Source organism: Nostoc cf. commune SO-36 (genome assembly GCF_023734775.1).
GTDB classification, from domain to species: domain Bacteria; phylum Cyanobacteriota; class Cyanobacteriia; order Cyanobacteriales; family Nostocaceae; genus Nostoc; species Nostoc commune_A.
This window is the reverse complement of sequence record NZ_AP025732.1, coordinates 3,276,478-3,292,975: the sequence shown is the minus strand read 5'-3', so window position 1 is coordinate 3,292,975 and position 16,498 is coordinate 3,276,478. Positions and strand designations below refer to the sequence as shown.

The 16,498-nt window shown below is 40.8% G+C and carries 15 protein-coding genes; 9 read left to right on the top strand and 6 right to left on the bottom strand.

Annotated features, from left to right (window positions below; genetic code table 11):
* The first annotated feature begins 183 nt into the window (after positions 1 to 183).
* Positions 184 to 561, top strand: a complete 378-nt coding sequence (locus ANSO36C_RS14800; RefSeq protein ID WP_251960143.1) for a Mo-dependent nitrogenase C-terminal domain-containing protein — start codon at positions 184 to 186, stop codon at positions 559 to 561.
* 111 nt (positions 562 to 672) lie between these two features.
* Here the strand turns inward: ANSO36C_RS14800 and ANSO36C_RS14795 are convergent, their stop codons facing one another.
* Positions 673 to 2,538 carry a caspase family protein gene (locus ANSO36C_RS14795; protein ID WP_251960142.1) on the bottom strand — a complete coding sequence of 622 codons (1,866 nt, stop codon included), beginning with the start codon at positions 2,536 to 2,538 and terminating at the stop codon, positions 673 to 675.
* A gap of 201 nt (positions 2,539 to 2,739) precedes the next feature.
* Between ANSO36C_RS14795 and ANSO36C_RS14790 the strand changes: the two genes are divergently transcribed.
* The 3 genes from ANSO36C_RS14790 to ANSO36C_RS14780 all read left to right on the top strand — a co-directional run bounded on the left by ANSO36C_RS14790 (position 2,740) and on the right by ANSO36C_RS14780 (position 4,410).
* A complete protein-coding gene (locus ANSO36C_RS14790; RefSeq protein WP_251960141.1) occupies positions 2,740 to 3,207 on the top strand; it encodes a hypothetical protein in 468 nt (155 codons plus the stop codon).
* Positions 3,208 to 3,320: 113 nt separating this feature from the next.
* Complete coding sequence (rpmF, locus tag ANSO36C_RS14785; RefSeq protein ID WP_094328804.1) at positions 3,321 to 3,494, top strand: 50S ribosomal protein L32; 174 nt, start codon at positions 3,321 to 3,323, stop codon at positions 3,492 to 3,494.
* Positions 3,495 to 3,804: 310 nt separating this feature from the next.
* Positions 3,805 to 4,410 (top strand): sulfite oxidase-like oxidoreductase, encoded by a 606-nt coding sequence (locus tag ANSO36C_RS14780; protein WP_251960140.1) that lies wholly within the window; start codon positions 3,805 to 3,807, stop codon positions 4,408 to 4,410.
* A gap of 81 nt (positions 4,411 to 4,491) precedes the next feature.
* On the opposite strand, the gene ANSO36C_RS14775 is transcribed toward ANSO36C_RS14780, so the two are convergent.
* Both ANSO36C_RS14775 and ANSO36C_RS14770 read right to left on the bottom strand, forming a co-directional pair.
* Positions 4,492 to 5,874 carry an aldehyde dehydrogenase gene (locus ANSO36C_RS14775; protein ID WP_251960139.1) on the bottom strand — a complete coding sequence of 461 codons (1,383 nt, stop codon included), beginning with the start codon at positions 5,872 to 5,874 and terminating at the stop codon, positions 4,492 to 4,494.
* A gap of 190 nt (positions 5,875 to 6,064) precedes the next feature.
* Positions 6,065 to 7,210 carry an ATP-binding response regulator gene (locus ANSO36C_RS14770; protein ID WP_251960138.1) on the bottom strand — a complete coding sequence of 382 codons (1,146 nt, stop codon included), beginning with the start codon at positions 7,208 to 7,210 and terminating at the stop codon, positions 6,065 to 6,067.
* Between the two features lie 346 nt (positions 7,211 to 7,556).
* Here ANSO36C_RS14770 and ANSO36C_RS14765 point away from each other — a divergent pair, with 346 nt between their 5' ends.
* From ANSO36C_RS14765 to ANSO36C_RS14745, 5 genes are all read left to right on the top strand, one after another.
* Positions 7,557 to 7,907: a CU044_2847 family protein gene (locus ANSO36C_RS14765; protein WP_251960137.1), complete on the top strand. Its 351-nt coding sequence runs from the start codon at positions 7,557 to 7,559 to the stop codon at positions 7,905 to 7,907.
* Positions 7,904 to 8,380, top strand: a complete 477-nt coding sequence (locus ANSO36C_RS14760; RefSeq protein ID WP_251960136.1) for a S1 family peptidase — start codon at positions 7,904 to 7,906, stop codon at positions 8,378 to 8,380. The genes ANSO36C_RS14765 and ANSO36C_RS14760 overlap by 4 nt, the downstream gene beginning before the upstream one ends.
* Positions 8,341 to 9,906, top strand: a complete 1,566-nt coding sequence (locus ANSO36C_RS14755; RefSeq protein ID WP_251960135.1) for an AAA-like domain-containing protein — start codon at positions 8,341 to 8,343, stop codon at positions 9,904 to 9,906. Before ANSO36C_RS14760 ends, ANSO36C_RS14755 begins: the two co-directional genes overlap by 40 nt.
* Positions 9,794 to 12,040, top strand: a complete 2,247-nt coding sequence (locus tag ANSO36C_RS14750) for an AAA-like domain-containing protein (RefSeq protein ID WP_251960134.1) — start codon at positions 9,794 to 9,796, stop codon at positions 12,038 to 12,040. Before ANSO36C_RS14755 ends, ANSO36C_RS14750 begins: the two co-directional genes overlap by 113 nt.
* A gap of 440 nt (positions 12,041 to 12,480) precedes the next feature.
* Positions 12,481 to 13,937, top strand: a protein-coding gene (locus tag ANSO36C_RS14745; RefSeq protein WP_410174699.1) for an IS5 family transposase whose coding sequence is annotated in 2 segments (ribosomal slippage) — positions 12,481 to 12,943 and positions 12,943 to 13,937 — 1,458 coding nt in all. Because the reading frame shifts where the segments join, the coding sequence is not laid out codon by codon here.
* 206 nt (positions 13,938 to 14,143) lie between these two features.
* On the opposite strand, the gene ANSO36C_RS14740 is transcribed toward ANSO36C_RS14745, so the two are convergent.
* From ANSO36C_RS14740 to ureC, 3 genes are read right to left on the bottom strand one after another with little or no spacing between them, the layout of a single operon-like run.
* Complete coding sequence (locus ANSO36C_RS14740) at positions 14,144 to 14,515, bottom strand: type II toxin-antitoxin system VapC family toxin (RefSeq protein ID WP_251960133.1); 372 nt, start codon at positions 14,513 to 14,515, stop codon at positions 14,144 to 14,146.
* Positions 14,515 to 14,724, bottom strand: coding sequence for a hypothetical protein (locus tag ANSO36C_RS14735; RefSeq protein WP_251960132.1), 210 nt, complete (start codon positions 14,722 to 14,724; stop codon positions 14,515 to 14,517). The genes ANSO36C_RS14740 and ANSO36C_RS14735 overlap by 1 nt, the downstream gene beginning before the upstream one ends.
* A gap of 44 nt (positions 14,725 to 14,768) precedes the next feature.
* Entirely contained in the window at positions 14,769 to 16,484 is a 1,716-nt protein-coding gene (gene ureC / locus ANSO36C_RS14730; RefSeq protein WP_251960131.1) for an urease subunit alpha, read from the bottom strand.
* Positions 16,485 to 16,498 lie beyond the last annotated feature (14 nt).

Genomic DNA, 16,498 nt, shown 5'->3' with positions numbered 1-16,498 from the left:
ACTACCGATCCCCAGAAATTTGCGATTAACTTGACGTAGTAATAAAGTAGGTTCTGACTTAAGTGGCTAATAAGGTATTACATTATATCGCAGTCAGAACGCTATTCTTCCGGGAAACTTCGTTGCCACGTTGTATATATTCATCAAAAAGATGAATAGCCTCAATAACACAGAGGGTTAAGCATGAAGGTGTTCGACAATACCACAAAAAAGATTTTTCTGGCAAGCTGGGTATTAATCAATCAAGCAGAGACAAGTGACCATAAAGCAACCCAGCTAAACCGTTCTATTTCCAAGCCTTATTGGGATATTCTCCAACCCCTACGGCAACGGGTAGAAAACATTCAAGTCCGCGATCGCCAACTAGCTCATCGTTTGTGCAAACTGATTCCATCTCAGTGCCCCTTTGAGCGCGATGTCAAATTATTTGGCAAGACTTTGTTTCACATCCCACCGATGTGCAAGCTCAACCCCTTATATGAAGAAGTGGTTAGTTTACGTTTCCGAGCTTTGTGCTATCTAGCCGACGAATGTGGCGAAGATGTATCGCAGTACTGCTAATGCTTTTAGCGCAGCATTAAGCCAGTGCTGAAAGAAAAGTTATGAGTAAGGAGTAATAGGCTGGGGATCAATAATATAACTCCTAACTCCTAACTCCTAGCTATTCTTTTACTATTTTTTTACTATATTCTTTTGCCATTTTTGAATCGCATCCTGAGCATCTTCGTAGGCTGTTGTCTCCTCTGGCACTAAAGCTGCGGTGGCAATTGCGGCATTACGTTCTCCCTCGGCGGCGCGACGCTTTGCCAAGTCTAAAATTTTCTCACTCCATTTATTGATCGACTTTTGGGCACTATCAAAGCCTGGTTCACCTGCTGGCACTTTCTTGGCAACTTCGATCGCTCGATTGTAGGTAGATGCCTGTCCAGGCTTAATTAAGGCATTAGCTGCATCTAAAAGAGTTTTGTTACTCACATACTGCTTGCCCTCTAACCGCCACAGGTTAATTGCTGCTTGTGCTTTTGCATAAGGAGCCTCATCTTTGGTGATTAATCGAGCGGCGGCAATAGCGCTAGCATACTGTCTTTGTTTAGCACGACCTTCTGCTAAATCTAAAATCATCTGGCTCCAAATCTTAATATTCTCCTGAGCTTGTTCGTACAGTGGTTCACCGGGTCGAATTTTCCGGGCTGTTGCGATCGCCATGCTCAAATCGCTAGCCTGAGTTTGTCTGAGCGACATTTTTGCCAAGTCTAATACTGCTTGATTCCGCTTTTTCGACTCGGAACTAGAGTTTATTTGGGCGCTAGATTGGTTTTTGAGTCTAACTGTTGGAGTGCGATTGCTTGGTAAATTCTCGACAATCTGGCGATCGCTAACAGTAGCATTAGGTGATGTACTTGATATTTGCTTAATTCTAAAAGTTTCTTGATTACGCAGAAAAACTACAGCGATTAAACCTGCTACCAGTAAGCTGCCTCCGCCCCACAAGATAAACTGTTTCCAAAAAGGGAGGCTTGGCTGATTTGATGGCAATCGAGAGATATAACCTTTGGAGGAATTGGGAATAAATCTTCCTCTGGTATTCGCTCCCAAAGAAGTTTCCGCCATTGGCTGCGAGATTATGCCGCTCCCTTGCTGCACTTTTTGGGCCTTCACCTGTTGGGAGGATTTCACATTAGCCTCTCCCCATTTACCTCGTTCTGCTGAAGTTTTAGGGTAATCGTCGAGGGGAGGAGCTGCAAGGGCAACAGCAAAAGATTCTTCGGGATAAATCACCGCTTCTGATTGAAAATCACTTTCCATTGCCAATTTTGGCAAGATTACTTGCTGCCTTGATGGGATGATCGTGGCAGGGTTTTGGATAGGACGCCAGTGATGGTGACATAATTTTGGCACGATCAAGCTTAGGTAGCTTTCTAAATCTGCCAAGTTGTTGCCATTGCCAGAACGTAAAGCTTCTAACAAAGCTGCTGTAAAGAATCCGTGACCTAATTCGCTACTTTCGTGGGAAAATTGTTCTGGTTGACAAGAAAGAATTGTCGCAAGTTGTAGTTCTTGGGCTAATTCTATTGTTTCTTCACCAACGGGAGCATCCGCTTGAGTGCCAAAAGCGCGGTTGATATCGAGTAGTAGCAATACATTCAAGTCAGCAAGTTGGAGACTTTGCATTAGCGATCGCAATTCTATGCCAGTCTCTTGTACTAGTTCGGGGTTGCCCTCTACTGGCATTAAATAATCTTTGCCCTTGTAGTTGACTCCATAACCGCTAAAGAATAACCACAGATAGTCTTCCGGTTGCCAACTTGTTGCTGCTAAATCCTCAAGTAGCAGCAAAATATTTTCCTTCGTCGGGTAAGTTGACCTATTCCCAATCGGCGGCGAAGTATCTGTCATGACTAGACGGTGGTTGGGAACAAAACCTGCCTCTGCCACCAAAAAATCTTCTAGTGCCTCAGCATCTGCTTGGGCAAAACTTAAAGGTTGAAATAACTGATATTGATTGATGCCAATCGCGATCGCCCAGTAATTTGCCATCCCGCTATTTGTCAGTTATTGTTTGCTGGTCTTAAAATTGCGGTTGGCTTTGCCAAAAAAACAAAGCTAACCTATGTCTTATAGTCTAGGTGATTCTATGCGAATCTTAAGTTAGAATGTAATTTTTATTACGCTTATAGACCGGAAAATACCTTTTACCTAATTTCAATATAAAGATCATCACTAAGGAGATAGAAGGTCATGAGCAAGATTTCTGCTCACCTACCATCATCGATCACTCCCTTTTCAGTTATTAGCCAAATTGCCAGAAGAATCCGGATAATTCCTTTAGTAGTTTTGCTCATATCTACTGTTCCTGCGTGGTTTTTGATGGAAGCGCTCGCACCGCAGGTTGTGCGAGCTTACACCGCTAGAGTTGATCTAGCTATTGACCGTCTGCCGGAAGAAAACTATGAAACCGTTCTCAGGAGAGCGGAAGCGGCGGCTAGGGCAGCTGCTCAAAGGAGCTTCGACCAAGATATCTTGGTGACAGATGTTTCAATAATTGTATCCGTACAAAATTATGGAGCGATCGCACCAGTCCTGACATTGGATGTCAGCCGTCCCCAATGGCGATCGCGTCCCGATGCTCAAAATTGGGCAACCTATTACAAAACTGCGCGATCGTTACTTTTCTTGGAAAATAGCCAGGAATTACCCAAAAAATAGCCGAAGCTCTAATTTTCAGTAAGGGCAATTCATTAATTGCCTTTACTGTTGCCCTTCGCGTCATTGGATGGCCTAGAATAGTAAGGTTGTCAAGAATTGCGATATCTGCTGACATGGCTGTTCCTAAGAAGAAAACTTCAAAATCAAAACGAGATAAACGTCGAGCTACCTGGAGGCACAAAGCCGTCGTCGAAGCTCAGAAAGCCCTGTCTTTGGGCAAATCAATTTTGACTGGACGTTCAACATTTGTATATCCAGCTGCTGAAGAAGAGGAAGAAGAATCATAATTTCCCAGTCAGGAAAAGCGTGAACAGCACCGATAGATTTGATTGCTATAATTCACCAATCAAACTTCTTAACACTGGATAGATGCTTTTTCTTAGCTTTCCTGATTGCATTATGAATCATAGAGACTCTACACAAGCTCATTAAATCGAAAAAATTGGTAGTGAGTAATTGGGAATATCCATTACCCATTACCTATCATTCATTAAGTAATGATCGCGTAATCATCATAAAGAGTCAAACATCTAGTGCTGTTGGCAACTCAGCAAAAAAGCTTGTAAACATCTTGAGAAAACTTATTTTTCTCTAACTATGCTAGGAAAATTTTTTCAGAAACCAGGAAAGGAAGAGAGCGAACGCGTCCCTCCTGGGCAACACTTAGCTAAAGGTTTTCCCGTATTAACTTACGGTGAAACTCCCCAAGTCAACATTAAGGAATGGGAGTTTCGAGTTTGGGGTTTGGCAAAACCTGCCACTTTTAGCTGGTCAGACTTTATGGCGCTACCTCAACACGAATTTACAGCAGACTTCCACTGTGTAACGCGCTGGTCTAAGCTTGATGTCAAATGGACTGGCATTAAAGTTACAGATTTCATGGGTCTGATTGAACTAGACCCGAAAGTAGCTCACGTTATGGAACACTGCTATGGCGGCTACACTACTAATATTTCTGTAGAAGATTTTCTGCGCGAAGAAAACTTCTTTGCTTTTAAAGTCTTTGGTGAAGACCTTCCATCTGAACATGGTGGCCCGATGCGCCTAGTTGTACCCCATCTGTACGCTTGGAAAAGTGCTAAATGGATCAATGGTTTGGAATTTTTAGCTGCTGAAGAACTTGGTTTTTGGGAGCGTAATGGCTACCATCGCCGTGGTGAACCTTGGGCTGAGGAGCGTTATAGTAACGCTTTTGGATTTTAATAGTTCAGAAGGGAATAGGTTACAGGTTATAGGTTACAGTAGAAAAAAGCTGTACCCTATCACCTGTACCCTTTAATCTTTTTATCCCAGAAGTTTCTTGATTAGCGGCAATTTGCCCTGATATGGAGCGTATCGCCATTTTAAATCGAGCCAGAAAGAGTTTTGCAACACACTTTTGTGATGAGAAAAGGTGTCAAAACTAGCTTTGCCGTGATAGTTGCCAATACCGCTATCTCCCACCCCACCAAATGGCAAAGACGAGACACCAACCTGCATAACTGTGTCGTTAATACAAACTCCACCAGATGAAGTTTCCTGCAAAACTCGATTTTGTAGGTTTTTGTTTTGGGAAAATAAGTATAACGCCAAGGGTTTAGGTCTAGAGTTAATCAAGGCGATCGCTTCTGCAATGTCAGTATATTCAATGATGGGTAAAATGGGCCCAAAGATTTCTTCCTGCATTACAGAATCTTCTAAGGAGACATTATCAATCAGTGTTGGGGCAATATAACGCTCTGAAGGTTGATTTTCTCCACCAATGACAACTTTTCCATCTTTGAGAAAATTCACCAACCTTTCAAAGTGTTTTTGACTAATAATCCGGGCATAATCAGGACTGTTTACAGGATTCTCACCATAAAATTCTTTTAAAGATTTTTCTAGACCATCTATTAAATCTTTTTTGATTGTTTTATTAACTAAAAGATAGTCGGGTGCGATACAAGTTTGTCCAGCATTAATAAATTTGCCCCAAGTGATTCGTTTGACGGTGTGTTCAAGATTAATGTCAGTATCTACAATACAAGGACTTTTACCACCCAATTCTAAAGTCACTGGTGTGAGATATTTTGCTGCTGCTGCCATGATGATTTTGCCGACAGCTGTGCCGCCAGTAAAAAAGATATGGTCAAACTTTTCTGCCAGTAGTTTTTGACTTGCTTCTACACCTCCTTCAACCACTGCAAGATAAGCAGGGTCAAAATATTTGGCAATAATCTTAGCAATGACATCAGACGTATGAGAAGCAATTTCTGAAGGTTTGATAATTGCACAATTCCCAGCTGCGATCGCACCTACTAACGGTGAGATAATTAACTGAAATGGATAGTTCCAAGGGCCGATAATTAAGACAACTCCTAATGGTTCTGGATAAATTTTTGCTGAATATGAAAAAAAATCCCAAGAAACTGCTGCTTTTTTTGGCTTACTCCAGTTTTGAAGATGTTTGATGGCGTAATCAATATCCTTAATGACACTGATTTCTGTAAGGTAAGTTTCTACTTCTGGTTTATGTAAATCTGCTTGTAATGCCTCGACTATCGACTGTTCATGCTCAATAATTGCTTGCTTGAGATTTTTCAGCTGTTCAATGCGAAAGTTTACATCTTTAGTTTTGCCCGTTTTAAAAAAATCTCGCTGAGTCTGGATAATATTGCCAATGTTAGATAATTCAGTGGTAATCATTGTTTTGCCCTATTAAAAACTATTTAATGCTAATTCTATGCTCTCAGCATATTTGATTTGTCAATTTTTAGCGTTTGATTTTCTAATTGAAATTTTTACTTTAAATTATCGCTGCATAGTAGTAAGGTTATAAATCATGAATTGCCAGGATTAAAACTCTACAATTCATAATTTATAATTACTAATTTTTTCATGCTTTGGTGGGTAGAAGCACAATAAATACACTACCTTTGCCCAACTCAGAATTAAGCAGAATAATACCTTGATGTGCCTCGACAATTCGACGAGCAAGGTACAGCCCTAAGCCACTACCAGAACTTTTATGACTGCCTTGGCGAAATCGTTCAAAGATGGTGGCTTGTTCTTCAGGGGGAATACCTGGGCCAGTATCCGCTATCTCAATTCTAATGTAGTCAACGGAATTGGATTTTTCAGAGAACTGAGATTGATTGCTTTTATCGAACTGGCCTTGAGAAGTAAAACGAATAGTAATAGATCCAGCTTCGGTAAATTTGATCGCATTCCCTATGAGATTAGTAAATAGACGATGCAACTCCAAGCGATCGCCCATGACTGTGTTTGTGCTTGACTCTTCAGTAATTTCCAAATTTAGGGACAGTGTTTTATCTTGAGCTAAGGGTGACAATTCTCCAGTCACTTCATCTAGCAATTGGCCCAGATTAACTGGTTGAAAGGCCAAACTTTTGCGACCCGCTTCAAAACGATAAACTTCCAATAAGGTATTGACCATAGAAAGCAGGTTGATATTGCTACGCGCCATGATGGCGATTACTTCCTGCATTTGCGTTGATAATGTTCCCAATGCACCTTGTTGAAATAGCATTAACATGCGATCGGCAGCTACTAAAGGAGTGCGTAAATCGTGGGTGAGGCGGGAGACAAAATCTTCTCGCTGGCGGGCAATTTCATCACGTTCATCCATACTATGCTTCAAACGTAGGAGCGATCGCACTCGTGCCAGCAATTCATCTACTGTTACAGGTTTGCGGATAAAATCATCAGCACCCAAGTCTAAACCGTGGGCGACGTTGGGCGCATCGTGGGCAGTAATCAGCAGTATGGGGATGTATTGCGGCAATTTCATATCACCGCGAATGTGCTTGGTGACTTCGTACCCATCCATATCTGGCATCATCAGATCCAGCAGAACCAAGTCACAAGGAGAAGCTTTTAATTCTGCCAAAGCCGAAATCCCATTTTCTGCGGTGCTAACTGTGTAACCTTCTTCCTCCAAAATAGTTTTGATCAAAAACACGTTATCAGGAGAATCATCGACAACCAGAATTTTGTCAGAGTGAGAAGATTGTGAAGTCATATAGATGCAAGGTACGGGGTAAAAGTAAATTTTTTAATTTTTCTTCATTTTGTCTAGCACGCACTCATAATATTTGGCGACCAACAAGATTGAAAAGAACTTAAGAGAGGCGTTGCTTTACTACTGCCCTCTTACTTAAGTATGATTTTTGAGTTGATATCCGAAAATTTTGGGTAAAGAGTTGTATCTGTTTAATATCTTAATTACAGCAAATTGCAATCAAACGTGCCACAGATAAAAGTACTGAAAGCAATAGTGGGCTTTGTTTTAGGATTTATTTTTGTGGTGGGTTTGATCAAAAACTGCTGTAAGTTGTTTCCTGTCCGAAGAATAACAGAGGTCAAACGTGAAACGCATCGTTGAATTTCCTTCAGAGAACGACAACTCAATAATTCTTGTGGAAGTGAATGAGCCAGGACTGACTGACTCTCCCATTGGCATTACCGACGATCGCATCGGTATTCGTGAGCAGATAACTCAAAGGTCTACAAAGTCTTTTGAATCCGCCCTGGAAACAATTAAGCCTGTAGCTAACGCCATACTCACCAAACTTGGTAGTCTCCATCAGCCTGCGGACGAAATAGAAGTCAAGTTTGGGATCAAATTTAGCTCTGAATTTAAAGCTGTTGTAGCTTCTGGCACTGGTGAAATCAACTACGAAATTACCCTCAAGTGGAAGCGGGAGATCCAAAAATGAGCCAAAAATTAGAATTATCCGTTGTCAGAATTTACTCTAATAATGGCAACGTAATTGGCTCAGGCTTCTTAGTTTCCGATAAATATATCCTTACTTGCTCTCATGTTGTGGCTTTGGCTTTGCAAATTCCTGCTGGTACTTCTGAAATGCCAACGGGTACAGTTAGGTGTGACTTTCCTATAGTAGATTCTAAACAGAAACTAACAGCCACAGTTGTTTTTTGGCTACCCGTGAGTTCCAATCCGTCTGAATCTCAAGAAGATATAGCTGTCTTACAGTTGGAGAAGCCTTCCCCCAACAAAGCTAAACCAGTGGAATTACTTCCGTGTGAGAACGTATGGAAACATGAGTTTTTAGCTTTTGGGTTTCCCAAAGATAAACCCAATGGCGTCTGGACTGAGGGTGTATTACAGGAGCAAATGCTAAAAGTTGGGTGCAGATTGAAGTTAAGAGTGAAACTAGCTATCGTCTAGAAGAAGGTTTTAGTGGTACACCAGTTTGGGATCAGAATTTACAGCGTGTAGTGGGAATGGCTGTAGCGGCAGAAAAACAGCGCCAAGATGTCAAAGCTGCTTTTATTATTCCTACAAAAGTGGTGTTAGAAGCCTTACCTCAATGGGTTAAGCAACAAGTAAATCTCTACGAAATGAAACCAGCTACTCAAAGCGCCAGGATTTTTATCAGTTATCACAGCCAAGAACCAGACATAAGTTTAGCAAAGCAGTTTTACGATACTCTCAAAAATGCTGGACATGACCCATTCATGGCAAAGGAAAGCATTCTATGGGGAGAACAATGGTCGCAACGTATCGATAGAGAACTACAGCGTTGCGATTATTTTTTTCTGCTGTTGTCTGAGAAATCAGCAAACAGTGAGATGGTGACACGGGAAGTACAGCAGGTGAAACGATTGCGGGATTTACGTTCTAATCGTAAGCCGGGGATTTTGCCAATCCGCGTTAACTTCCCTTTAAGTGCGCCGCTTAATTATGAGTTACGTGGCTATTTAAATGAGATTCAACAGCGAGAGTGGAAGTCAGATGCAGATACTCGCCTGATTTTACAAGATTTATTAAAACTCTTAGCCAACGCTAATGAAAGCGAAACCTTTGATGAGCCTCTAGAGGCAGAATTGCCAACCATATTACCTGAACTAGAAAACTTACAAAGTCCTCCTCTGCCAGCAGCAGAACCAGAATTACCTGAAGGACAGATGGATTTGGCTTCTACATTTTATGTGGAACGTCCTCCCATCGAATCTGACTGCTATAAAGAAATTTTGAAGCTGGGTGCTTTAATTCGCATTAAAGCAGCACGGCAGATGGGTAAAACTTCTTTAATGGCGCGGATTCTACATTATGCACGGCAGCAAGGCTATAGCACTGCTTCATTAAGCTTTCAACTAGCAGATAGTAAAGTATTTACTGACATAGATGAATTTTTACGTTGGTTTTGTGCTAGCGTCGGTCGGAGATTAGGATTACAAAATCGTTTAGCTGAACACTGGGACAAGACGTTTGGTAGCAAAGAGAACTGCACATCTTATTTTGAGCAGTATTTGTTATCTTCAATCAACCAACCATTGGTATTGGCATTAGATGAGGTAGATTGCGTTTTTCAACAGTCCAAAATTGCTAGTGACTTTTTTGGGCTGTTACGGGCTTGGCACGAAGATGCAAAAAGTCGGGATATTTGGAAGAAACTGCGGCTAGTAGTAGTCCATTCTACTGAACCCTACATCAATATGGATGTAAATCAATCGCCGTTTAATGTCGGTTTACCCATTGAACTGCCAGAATTTAACCGCGAGCAAGTGTTGGATTTGGCAAGGCGATACGCTCTCAATTGGAATATTACCCAGGTTGAGCAGTTAGCAGTTAATGGCAATGTTGGGAGGACACCCGTATTTGTTAAGGGTGGGGCTTTATCATATTTCTCGACAACAAACTACATTGGAGCAGTTACTCAAAATTGCTCCCACAGATGCGGGAATATTTAGTGACCATTTAAGACGACATTGGTGGAATTTAAAACAGCATCCAGAACTAATAGATGCGATCGCACAAATTGTTAGCGCAACCAACCCAGTACAATTAGAGCCAATACTGGCATTCAAATTAAAGAGTATGGGGTTGATTGCCTGGGAAAACAATGGTGTGATTCTTCGCTGTAATTTGTATCGTGAATATTTCCACCAGCTAACCCACAATCTTAATGCACAAGAACCTGTTCAGAATCAACCAACCAACCCAGCACCAAACCCATCACAACAATTGCCTCCAGTACAGCCAGCAAACCCAGCACAAAACTTGGTTTATGAATATCAAGCCGGGGGAACTTTGCCAGCCAATGCTGCCACTTATGTAGAACGACAGGCAGATAAAGATTTATATGATGAATTAAAAGCTGGCAATTTCTGCTACGTATTGAACTCTCGGCAGATGGGTAAATCTAGCTTGCGAGTAAGAACCATGCAAAAATTGCAAGCAGAGGGAATTGCCTGTGCTGTGATTGATTTAACAGAAACTGGCAGTCACCAACTTTCAGCAGAGCAATGGTATGCGGGTATAGTTAGGCGTTTGGAGCGAAGTTTCCAGCTTTCAGTAAAGTTTAACTTTAGCAGTTGGTGGAGCGATCGCTCTCAGATTTCTCCAGTTCAGCGTTTGGGTGAATTTATCGATGAGGTGCTGTTAGTAGAAATTCCACAAAACATTGTCATCTTTATTGATGAGATTGATAGCGTTCTTAGTCTGAAGTTTCTCACTGACGATTTTTTTGCTTTGATCCGCAATTTTTATAACCAGCGTGCCGATTATCTAAAATATAAACGTATCACCTTCACACTATTGGGGGTGGCGACTCCTTCTGATTTTGTTCAAGACAAAAAGCGCACGCCATTTAATATTGGTGAACTTAAAGGCTTTCAGTTGGAAGAAGCCAAACCGTTAGCTATAGGATTGGCAAGCAAGTTTAAAAATCCCAAAGAGGCGCTGCAAGAAATTTTGCAATGGACTGGTGGACAACCGTTTCTTACCCAGAGAATTTGCCAACTTATTCAAACAGATAATCAGCGATTGAGTGTTGATAAACTGGTGAAATCGCGCATTATCGAAAACTGGGAAGCTCAGGACGAACAGGCGCATTTGCGGACAATACGCGATCGCATATGGAGGAAGGAACAACGCGTAAGCCGTCTACTGGGACTATATCAGCAAATTTTGCAACAAGGTGAAATTGCTACTGATAATAGTGCTGAACAAATAGACTTAAGGCTAACAGGTTTAGTGGTTCAACAGATGGGTAAATTACGAGTTTATAACCGCATTTACCAGTCTGTGTTCGCACTCGACTGGGTAAAGAAGGAACTAGCTAAACTGCGTCCTTATGCGGAAGCTTTTAGCAACTGGGAAGCTTCCGGTTATCAGGAGGAATCTTACCTGTTGCGTGGACAGGCGTTGCAAGATGCTTTGGAGTGGTCAACAGATAAAGGCTTGAGCAATCTGGATGATCGTTTTTTACGTGATAGTCAGACATTTGATAGGCGAGAAGTTGAACGTGAGAAACAGGTATTAGAAAAAGCACACAAGAAAGCCCGTCGAATCATTAGAGGTGGCTTTGTTGGACTGTTTATGATTTGCGTTGTAGCTTTAGGAATAGGTCTGTTTGCCAAAGAACAGGAACAACAGGCTCAAACAGCAGAGGAGAAGGCTCAAACAGCAGAGAAGAAGGCTCGAACAGCAGAGAATGAGGCTCGAACAGCAAAGGATGAGGCTCAAAAACAAATTCGAAAAACCGAACAAGCTCTTAACGATCAAACGAATAAATATTTAGCCTCACAAGGTAATTGGTGCCTTCAATATCGTGACGACAACAATTATGAGAAAGCCATTTTATGTTTCTCACAACTCATCCAGGAAAACAGTAGACAGTACACGGCTTACGGCGGACTGGGGCAAACTTACCATCTGTCTTACCATGCCCAGGAGAACGAGTTAGACCGTCAAACAGCATGTAATTTGCTAACACAAGCTGAAGAGAACTTCAATGAAGGAATCAACATAGAACCAAATTATGAGTGGGCGAAATCTCGCCTCGAAGAAGTTAAGATCGATAAACAAAAACTTAGCTGTTGAAGATATAGCAATCCCAGGGCTATTTAATTCTAGACATAAACTATCTGGAACTGAAGTTCCGGGCTAATAGCTAAAGTCCGTTAAAACTCGTCTTTAGACGACTTTGGCTATTAAACTCAGAATTCATTCTGAGGCGGACTAGATGAGAATGAAATAGCTCTGTAGCAATCTTACTTTAATTGTCAAAAATGAGAAACAAGGTGGAGGTATTTCACAACAAATGCAAGAAGATATTAACGACAAATTGAAGAATCTACAGGTAAGTTCTGTAAATTATTTAAAATCCACAGAAAGATTTGAAAATTACTGCCAAATATGTACTTAGGGCTTGCTGATTAAAGCTGAAACCCTTGTACAAATATTAATTGAGGTCTATAGGTTGGGTAAAAGTGCAAGAAAATCAGGTAAAATTGCTCAAAACCCTAACACCAGTATAAAAAATGTATAGAAAAATTGAGACCCCACCCACCCCAATAGAAAAGTTTGAACTGCCATTTGAGGGGAAATTGGCAGAGGATAATAGATGGGTCATGATGGCTAATTTAATTCCTTGGTCAGAATTTGAAGATGAATATGCTCAACAATTTACGATTGAAATGGGGGCACCGGCAAAGTCCTTTCGGACAGCGATCGGAGCTTTAATAATCAAGGAAAGATTGGGATTAAGTGATAGGGAGACAGTGGAACAAATAAGAGAAAATCCTTATTTGCAGTATTTTATAGGGTTGAATAAGTATAGTAATGAAGCACCATTTGAAGCATCAATGCTCGTCCATTTTAGACAAAGAATAGATGTTGGATTAGTTAATAGAATGAATCAGAGGATGGTCAAGAATAGTCGAGAGAAAGAAAATGAAGAAGTAAATGAAAAAAAGTTATTAGCAGTGGAGGAGAAGAAAAAATAAATGAAGAAAGAAATCAAGGTAAATTAAAATTAGATGCAACTTGTGTACCAGCAGATATTAAATATCCGACAGATTTAGGATTATTGAACGAAGCGAGAGAGCAAACCGAAGAAATAATAGATATTCTGTATGAAGAATTAGATGACAACGAAAAGAAAAAGCCCAGAACTTATAGAAATACAGCTAGAAAAGAATATCTAGACGTAGCGAAAAAGCGACGACCATCGAAAAAACAAAGAAGAAAAGTAATAAAGAGACAACTACAATATCTGAAAAGAAATCTATCATATATAGATAGGCTATTAGCCTCTGGAGGCAAGCTGGAGTGGCTGAGTGCCCAAAAATATAAAATACTATTAGTCGTAAATGAAGTATGTCGGCAACAGTTATTCATGTATGAGAATAGCCTTTCTCGTGTTGACGATAGAATAGTGAGTTTAACACAACCTCATGTGCGTCCAATCATTAGGGGAAAAGCTGGTTCATCAGTAGAATTTGGAGCCAAATTATCAGCTAGTTGTTATGAAGGTTATGTATTTTTAGACCGAATTAGTTGGGATAATTTTAATGAATCAAGTGACTTAAAAGCGCAGGTAGAAGCTTTTAAACTAGCAACAGGGTTCTATCCAGAATCTATACATGTAGACCAGATTTATCGAACCAAAGACAATAGAAAATGGTGTAAAGAAAGAGGAATTAGAATTAGTGGTATACCATTAGGACGACCTCCAAAAAATATCAGTAAAGAAACCAAAAAACAGACACAATTAGACGAGAGAGACCGTAATTGTATTGAAGGGAAATTTGGAGAAGCAAAAAGAAGATATAGCCTTGCTCGATTGATGACCAAACTTTCTAATACTTCTGAAACAGCAATTGCTATAAATTTTCTAGTCATGAATCTTTCCACATTACTACGGCGGATTATTATGACTTTTTTTTGTATTTATTTTAGGAAATACTGTATTTACCCTATTTTAATGTTTGGGTGATTAGAAAATATTATATGAATCACTTTGAGTCATATAATATTTTATTCTTTCCACTTACAAGCATTGTTAGTTGATTCTCGATCTGCCTTAAATACGACTTTTTCAGCAAGCCCTACTTATCTCCAGGATAATTAGTGCGATAATATTCTCGTTTCAAGGAATAGGGTAGCCTTTCCAAAAGTTGCCCGTCGTAGACATCGCACCAATTACACAATTTGCACTGACTGAGTATTAATTTCTGTTAAATTCACCAATATTACATCATTTGTAAACAATGTTGCATTTAGAGATTTTACAGTTGCTGCAATTATTGCGTCAGGAAGCCTGAGTTTGTATTGTTTGCGAAATGCAATTGTTAAATTTTTAATATTACTATCAATACCAATGATTGTAATTTTATTTAAAAAATCAATAATTTGTCTTTCTTCTTCTAAACTGAGACTCGGATAAGAGAGCAATTCAATTTCAGTAATCACTGAAATAAAATATTGTCCTGATGGTAGTGGATTTACCAAGCGACCACCCAAAAAATACAAGACTACATTTGTATCTAAAAAAATCAAAGGTTGTGTCAACATTACTCATCCCTAATTTGCTGCTGATATTCCAGAGGGTCTTGAGTTAGTTGAATTACGCCAGCATACTGGTTTAAATTGAACTCTTGTTTTTGTTGTGATTGATGAGCTTCTAATATCTTCTCAATTTGCTGCCAGTCCTGATAATCAATCAACACCGCTACCGGACGCATCGCTTCATCAGTCACTATTTTTTTCTTAAAAGGTAGCATGATTTTCTACATCAGATGCAACGTTTAACTATTTGATCGTAACTCTAAAACAAAAAGTACCTCTGTGCCATTGGTAAAACTGTCGCAGGTTCACAAATCAGCAACTCTCCATCTGCCCTAACTTGATATGTTTCTGGATCTACTTCAATGTGGGGTAGTGCATCATTCAGCTTCATATCCCGCTTACTCAATTGGCGTGTTCCAGAAACGGCAACTGCTGCTTTTTGTAAACCTAGTTGGCTGGGAATTTCTTTCTCTAAAGCTGCTTGGGAAACAAAAGTTAATGATGTGGCATGACGCGCACCTGCAAAACTACCAAACATCGGTCGCATATACACTGGTTGCGGTGTGGGAATACTGGCGTTAGCATCGCCCATTTGCGACCATGCAATCATTCCGCCTTTAATGACTATCTCTGGTTTCACGCCAAAAAATGCCGGACGCCACAAACATAAATCTGCTAATTTTCCTTCTTCCACTGAACCCACATATTGAGCAATTCCGTGAGCGATCGCAGGGTTAATTGTATACTTAGCAACATATCTTTTTACACGAAAATTATCTGCTTTTTGCTCAGTTCCTTGTGGGTTAAGAGTTCCTCGCTGCACCTTCATTTTGTGAGATGTCTGCCAGGTACGAATTATTACTTCGCCTACTCTTCCCATCGCCTGGGAATCGGAAGCAATCATGCTAAATGCGCCTAAGTCGTGCAAAATGTCTTCGGCGGCGATGGTTTCTCGGCGGATGCGAGATTCGGCAAAAGCGACATCTTCAGCGATCGCAGGATCAAGGTGATGACATACCATCAACATATCCAGGTGTTCGTCTAAGGTGTTGACGGTGTAAGGGCGTGTCGGATTGGTGGAAGATGGTAAAACGTTGGCTTGTCCGCAAACTTTGATGATATCTGGCGCGTGTCCGCCACCTGCGCCTTCAGTGTGGTAAGTGTGGATGACGCGATTTTTAAAAGCTGCGATCGTATCTTCGACAAATCCGGCTTCGTTCAGGGTATCAGTATGAATCGCTACTTGCACATCATATTCATCGGCAACGCTGAGGCAAGTATCAATTGCTGCGGGTGTGGTTCCCCAGTCTTCATGAAGTTTTAACCCCATTGCACCGGCATTTACTTGTTCTACAAGTCCTTGGGGTTGACTGGCGTTCCCTTTGCCCATAAATCCTAAGTTGACGGGAAAAGCATCAGCAGCTTGCAGCATTCGGTAAATATTCCAAGGGCCGGGGGTGCAGGTAGTGGCATTTGTACCTGTGGCAGGGCCAGTACCACCGCCGAGCATGGTGGTAATACCGGAAGCGATCGCCACTTCAATTTGTTGGGGACAAATAAAATGAATATGGGCATCGATACCGCCAGCAGTGAGAATCATTCCTTCACCGGCTAAAGCTTCAGTTCCAGGGCCAATAATAATATCTACATTGTCTTGAATATAAGGATTTCCGGCTTTACCAATTTTGAAAATCTTGCCATCTTTAATGCCGATATCTGCTTTGACAATACCCCACCAATCGAGAATTAAGGCATTGGTAATTACTAAATCTACAGCACCATCGGCGTTAGAAATTGGGGATTGTCCCATACCATCTCTGATGACTTTACCGCCGCCGAATTTAACTTCGTCGCCGTAGGTGGTGAAATCTTGTTCAACTTCAATAAATAATTCTGTGTCTGCAAGTCGGATGCGATCGCCTATTGTTGGGCCATAGGTTTCGCTGTAGGCGCGGCGATCCATTCTGTAAGGCATATAAAATCCTTTTT

What these genes read in the sequence shown, in the direction of transcription:
- ANSO36C_RS14800 (WP_251960143.1), top strand. Translation starts at nt 184, where the DNA reads ATGAAGGTGTTCGACAATACCACAAAAAAGATTTTTCTGGCAAGCTGG.
- ANSO36C_RS14795 (WP_251960142.1), bottom strand. Translation starts at nt 2,538, where the DNA reads ATGGCAAATTACTGGGCGATCGCGATTGGCATCAATCAATATCAGTTA.
- ANSO36C_RS14790 (WP_251960141.1), top strand. Translation starts at nt 2,740, where the DNA reads ATGAGCAAGATTTCTGCTCACCTACCATCATCGATCACTCCCTTTTCA.
- rpmF (WP_094328804.1), top strand. Translation starts at nt 3,321, where the DNA reads ATGGCTGTTCCTAAGAAGAAAACTTCAAAATCAAAACGAGATAAACGT.
- ANSO36C_RS14780 (WP_251960140.1), top strand. Translation starts at nt 3,805, where the DNA reads ATGCTAGGAAAATTTTTTCAGAAACCAGGAAAGGAAGAGAGCGAACGC.
- ANSO36C_RS14775 (WP_251960139.1), bottom strand. Translation starts at nt 5,874, where the DNA reads ATGATTACCACTGAATTATCTAACATTGGCAATATTATCCAGACTCAG.
- ANSO36C_RS14770 (WP_251960138.1), bottom strand. Translation starts at nt 7,210, where the DNA reads ATGACTTCACAATCTTCTCACTCTGACAAAATTCTGGTTGTCGATGAT.
- ANSO36C_RS14760 (WP_251960136.1), top strand. Translation starts at nt 7,904, where the DNA reads ATGAGCCAAAAATTAGAATTATCCGTTGTCAGAATTTACTCTAATAAT.
- ANSO36C_RS14750 (WP_251960134.1), top strand. Translation starts at nt 9,794, where the DNA reads ATGTTGGGAGGACACCCGTATTTGTTAAGGGTGGGGCTTTATCATATT.
- ANSO36C_RS14740 (WP_251960133.1), bottom strand. Translation starts at nt 14,515, where the DNA reads ATGTTGACACAACCTTTGATTTTTTTAGATACAAATGTAGTCTTGTAT.
- ANSO36C_RS14735 (WP_251960132.1), bottom strand. Translation starts at nt 14,724, where the DNA reads ATGCTACCTTTTAAGAAAAAAATAGTGACTGATGAAGCGATGCGTCCG.
- ureC (WP_251960131.1), bottom strand. Translation starts at nt 16,484, where the DNA reads ATGCCTTACAGAATGGATCGCCGCGCCTACAGCGAAACCTATGGCCCA.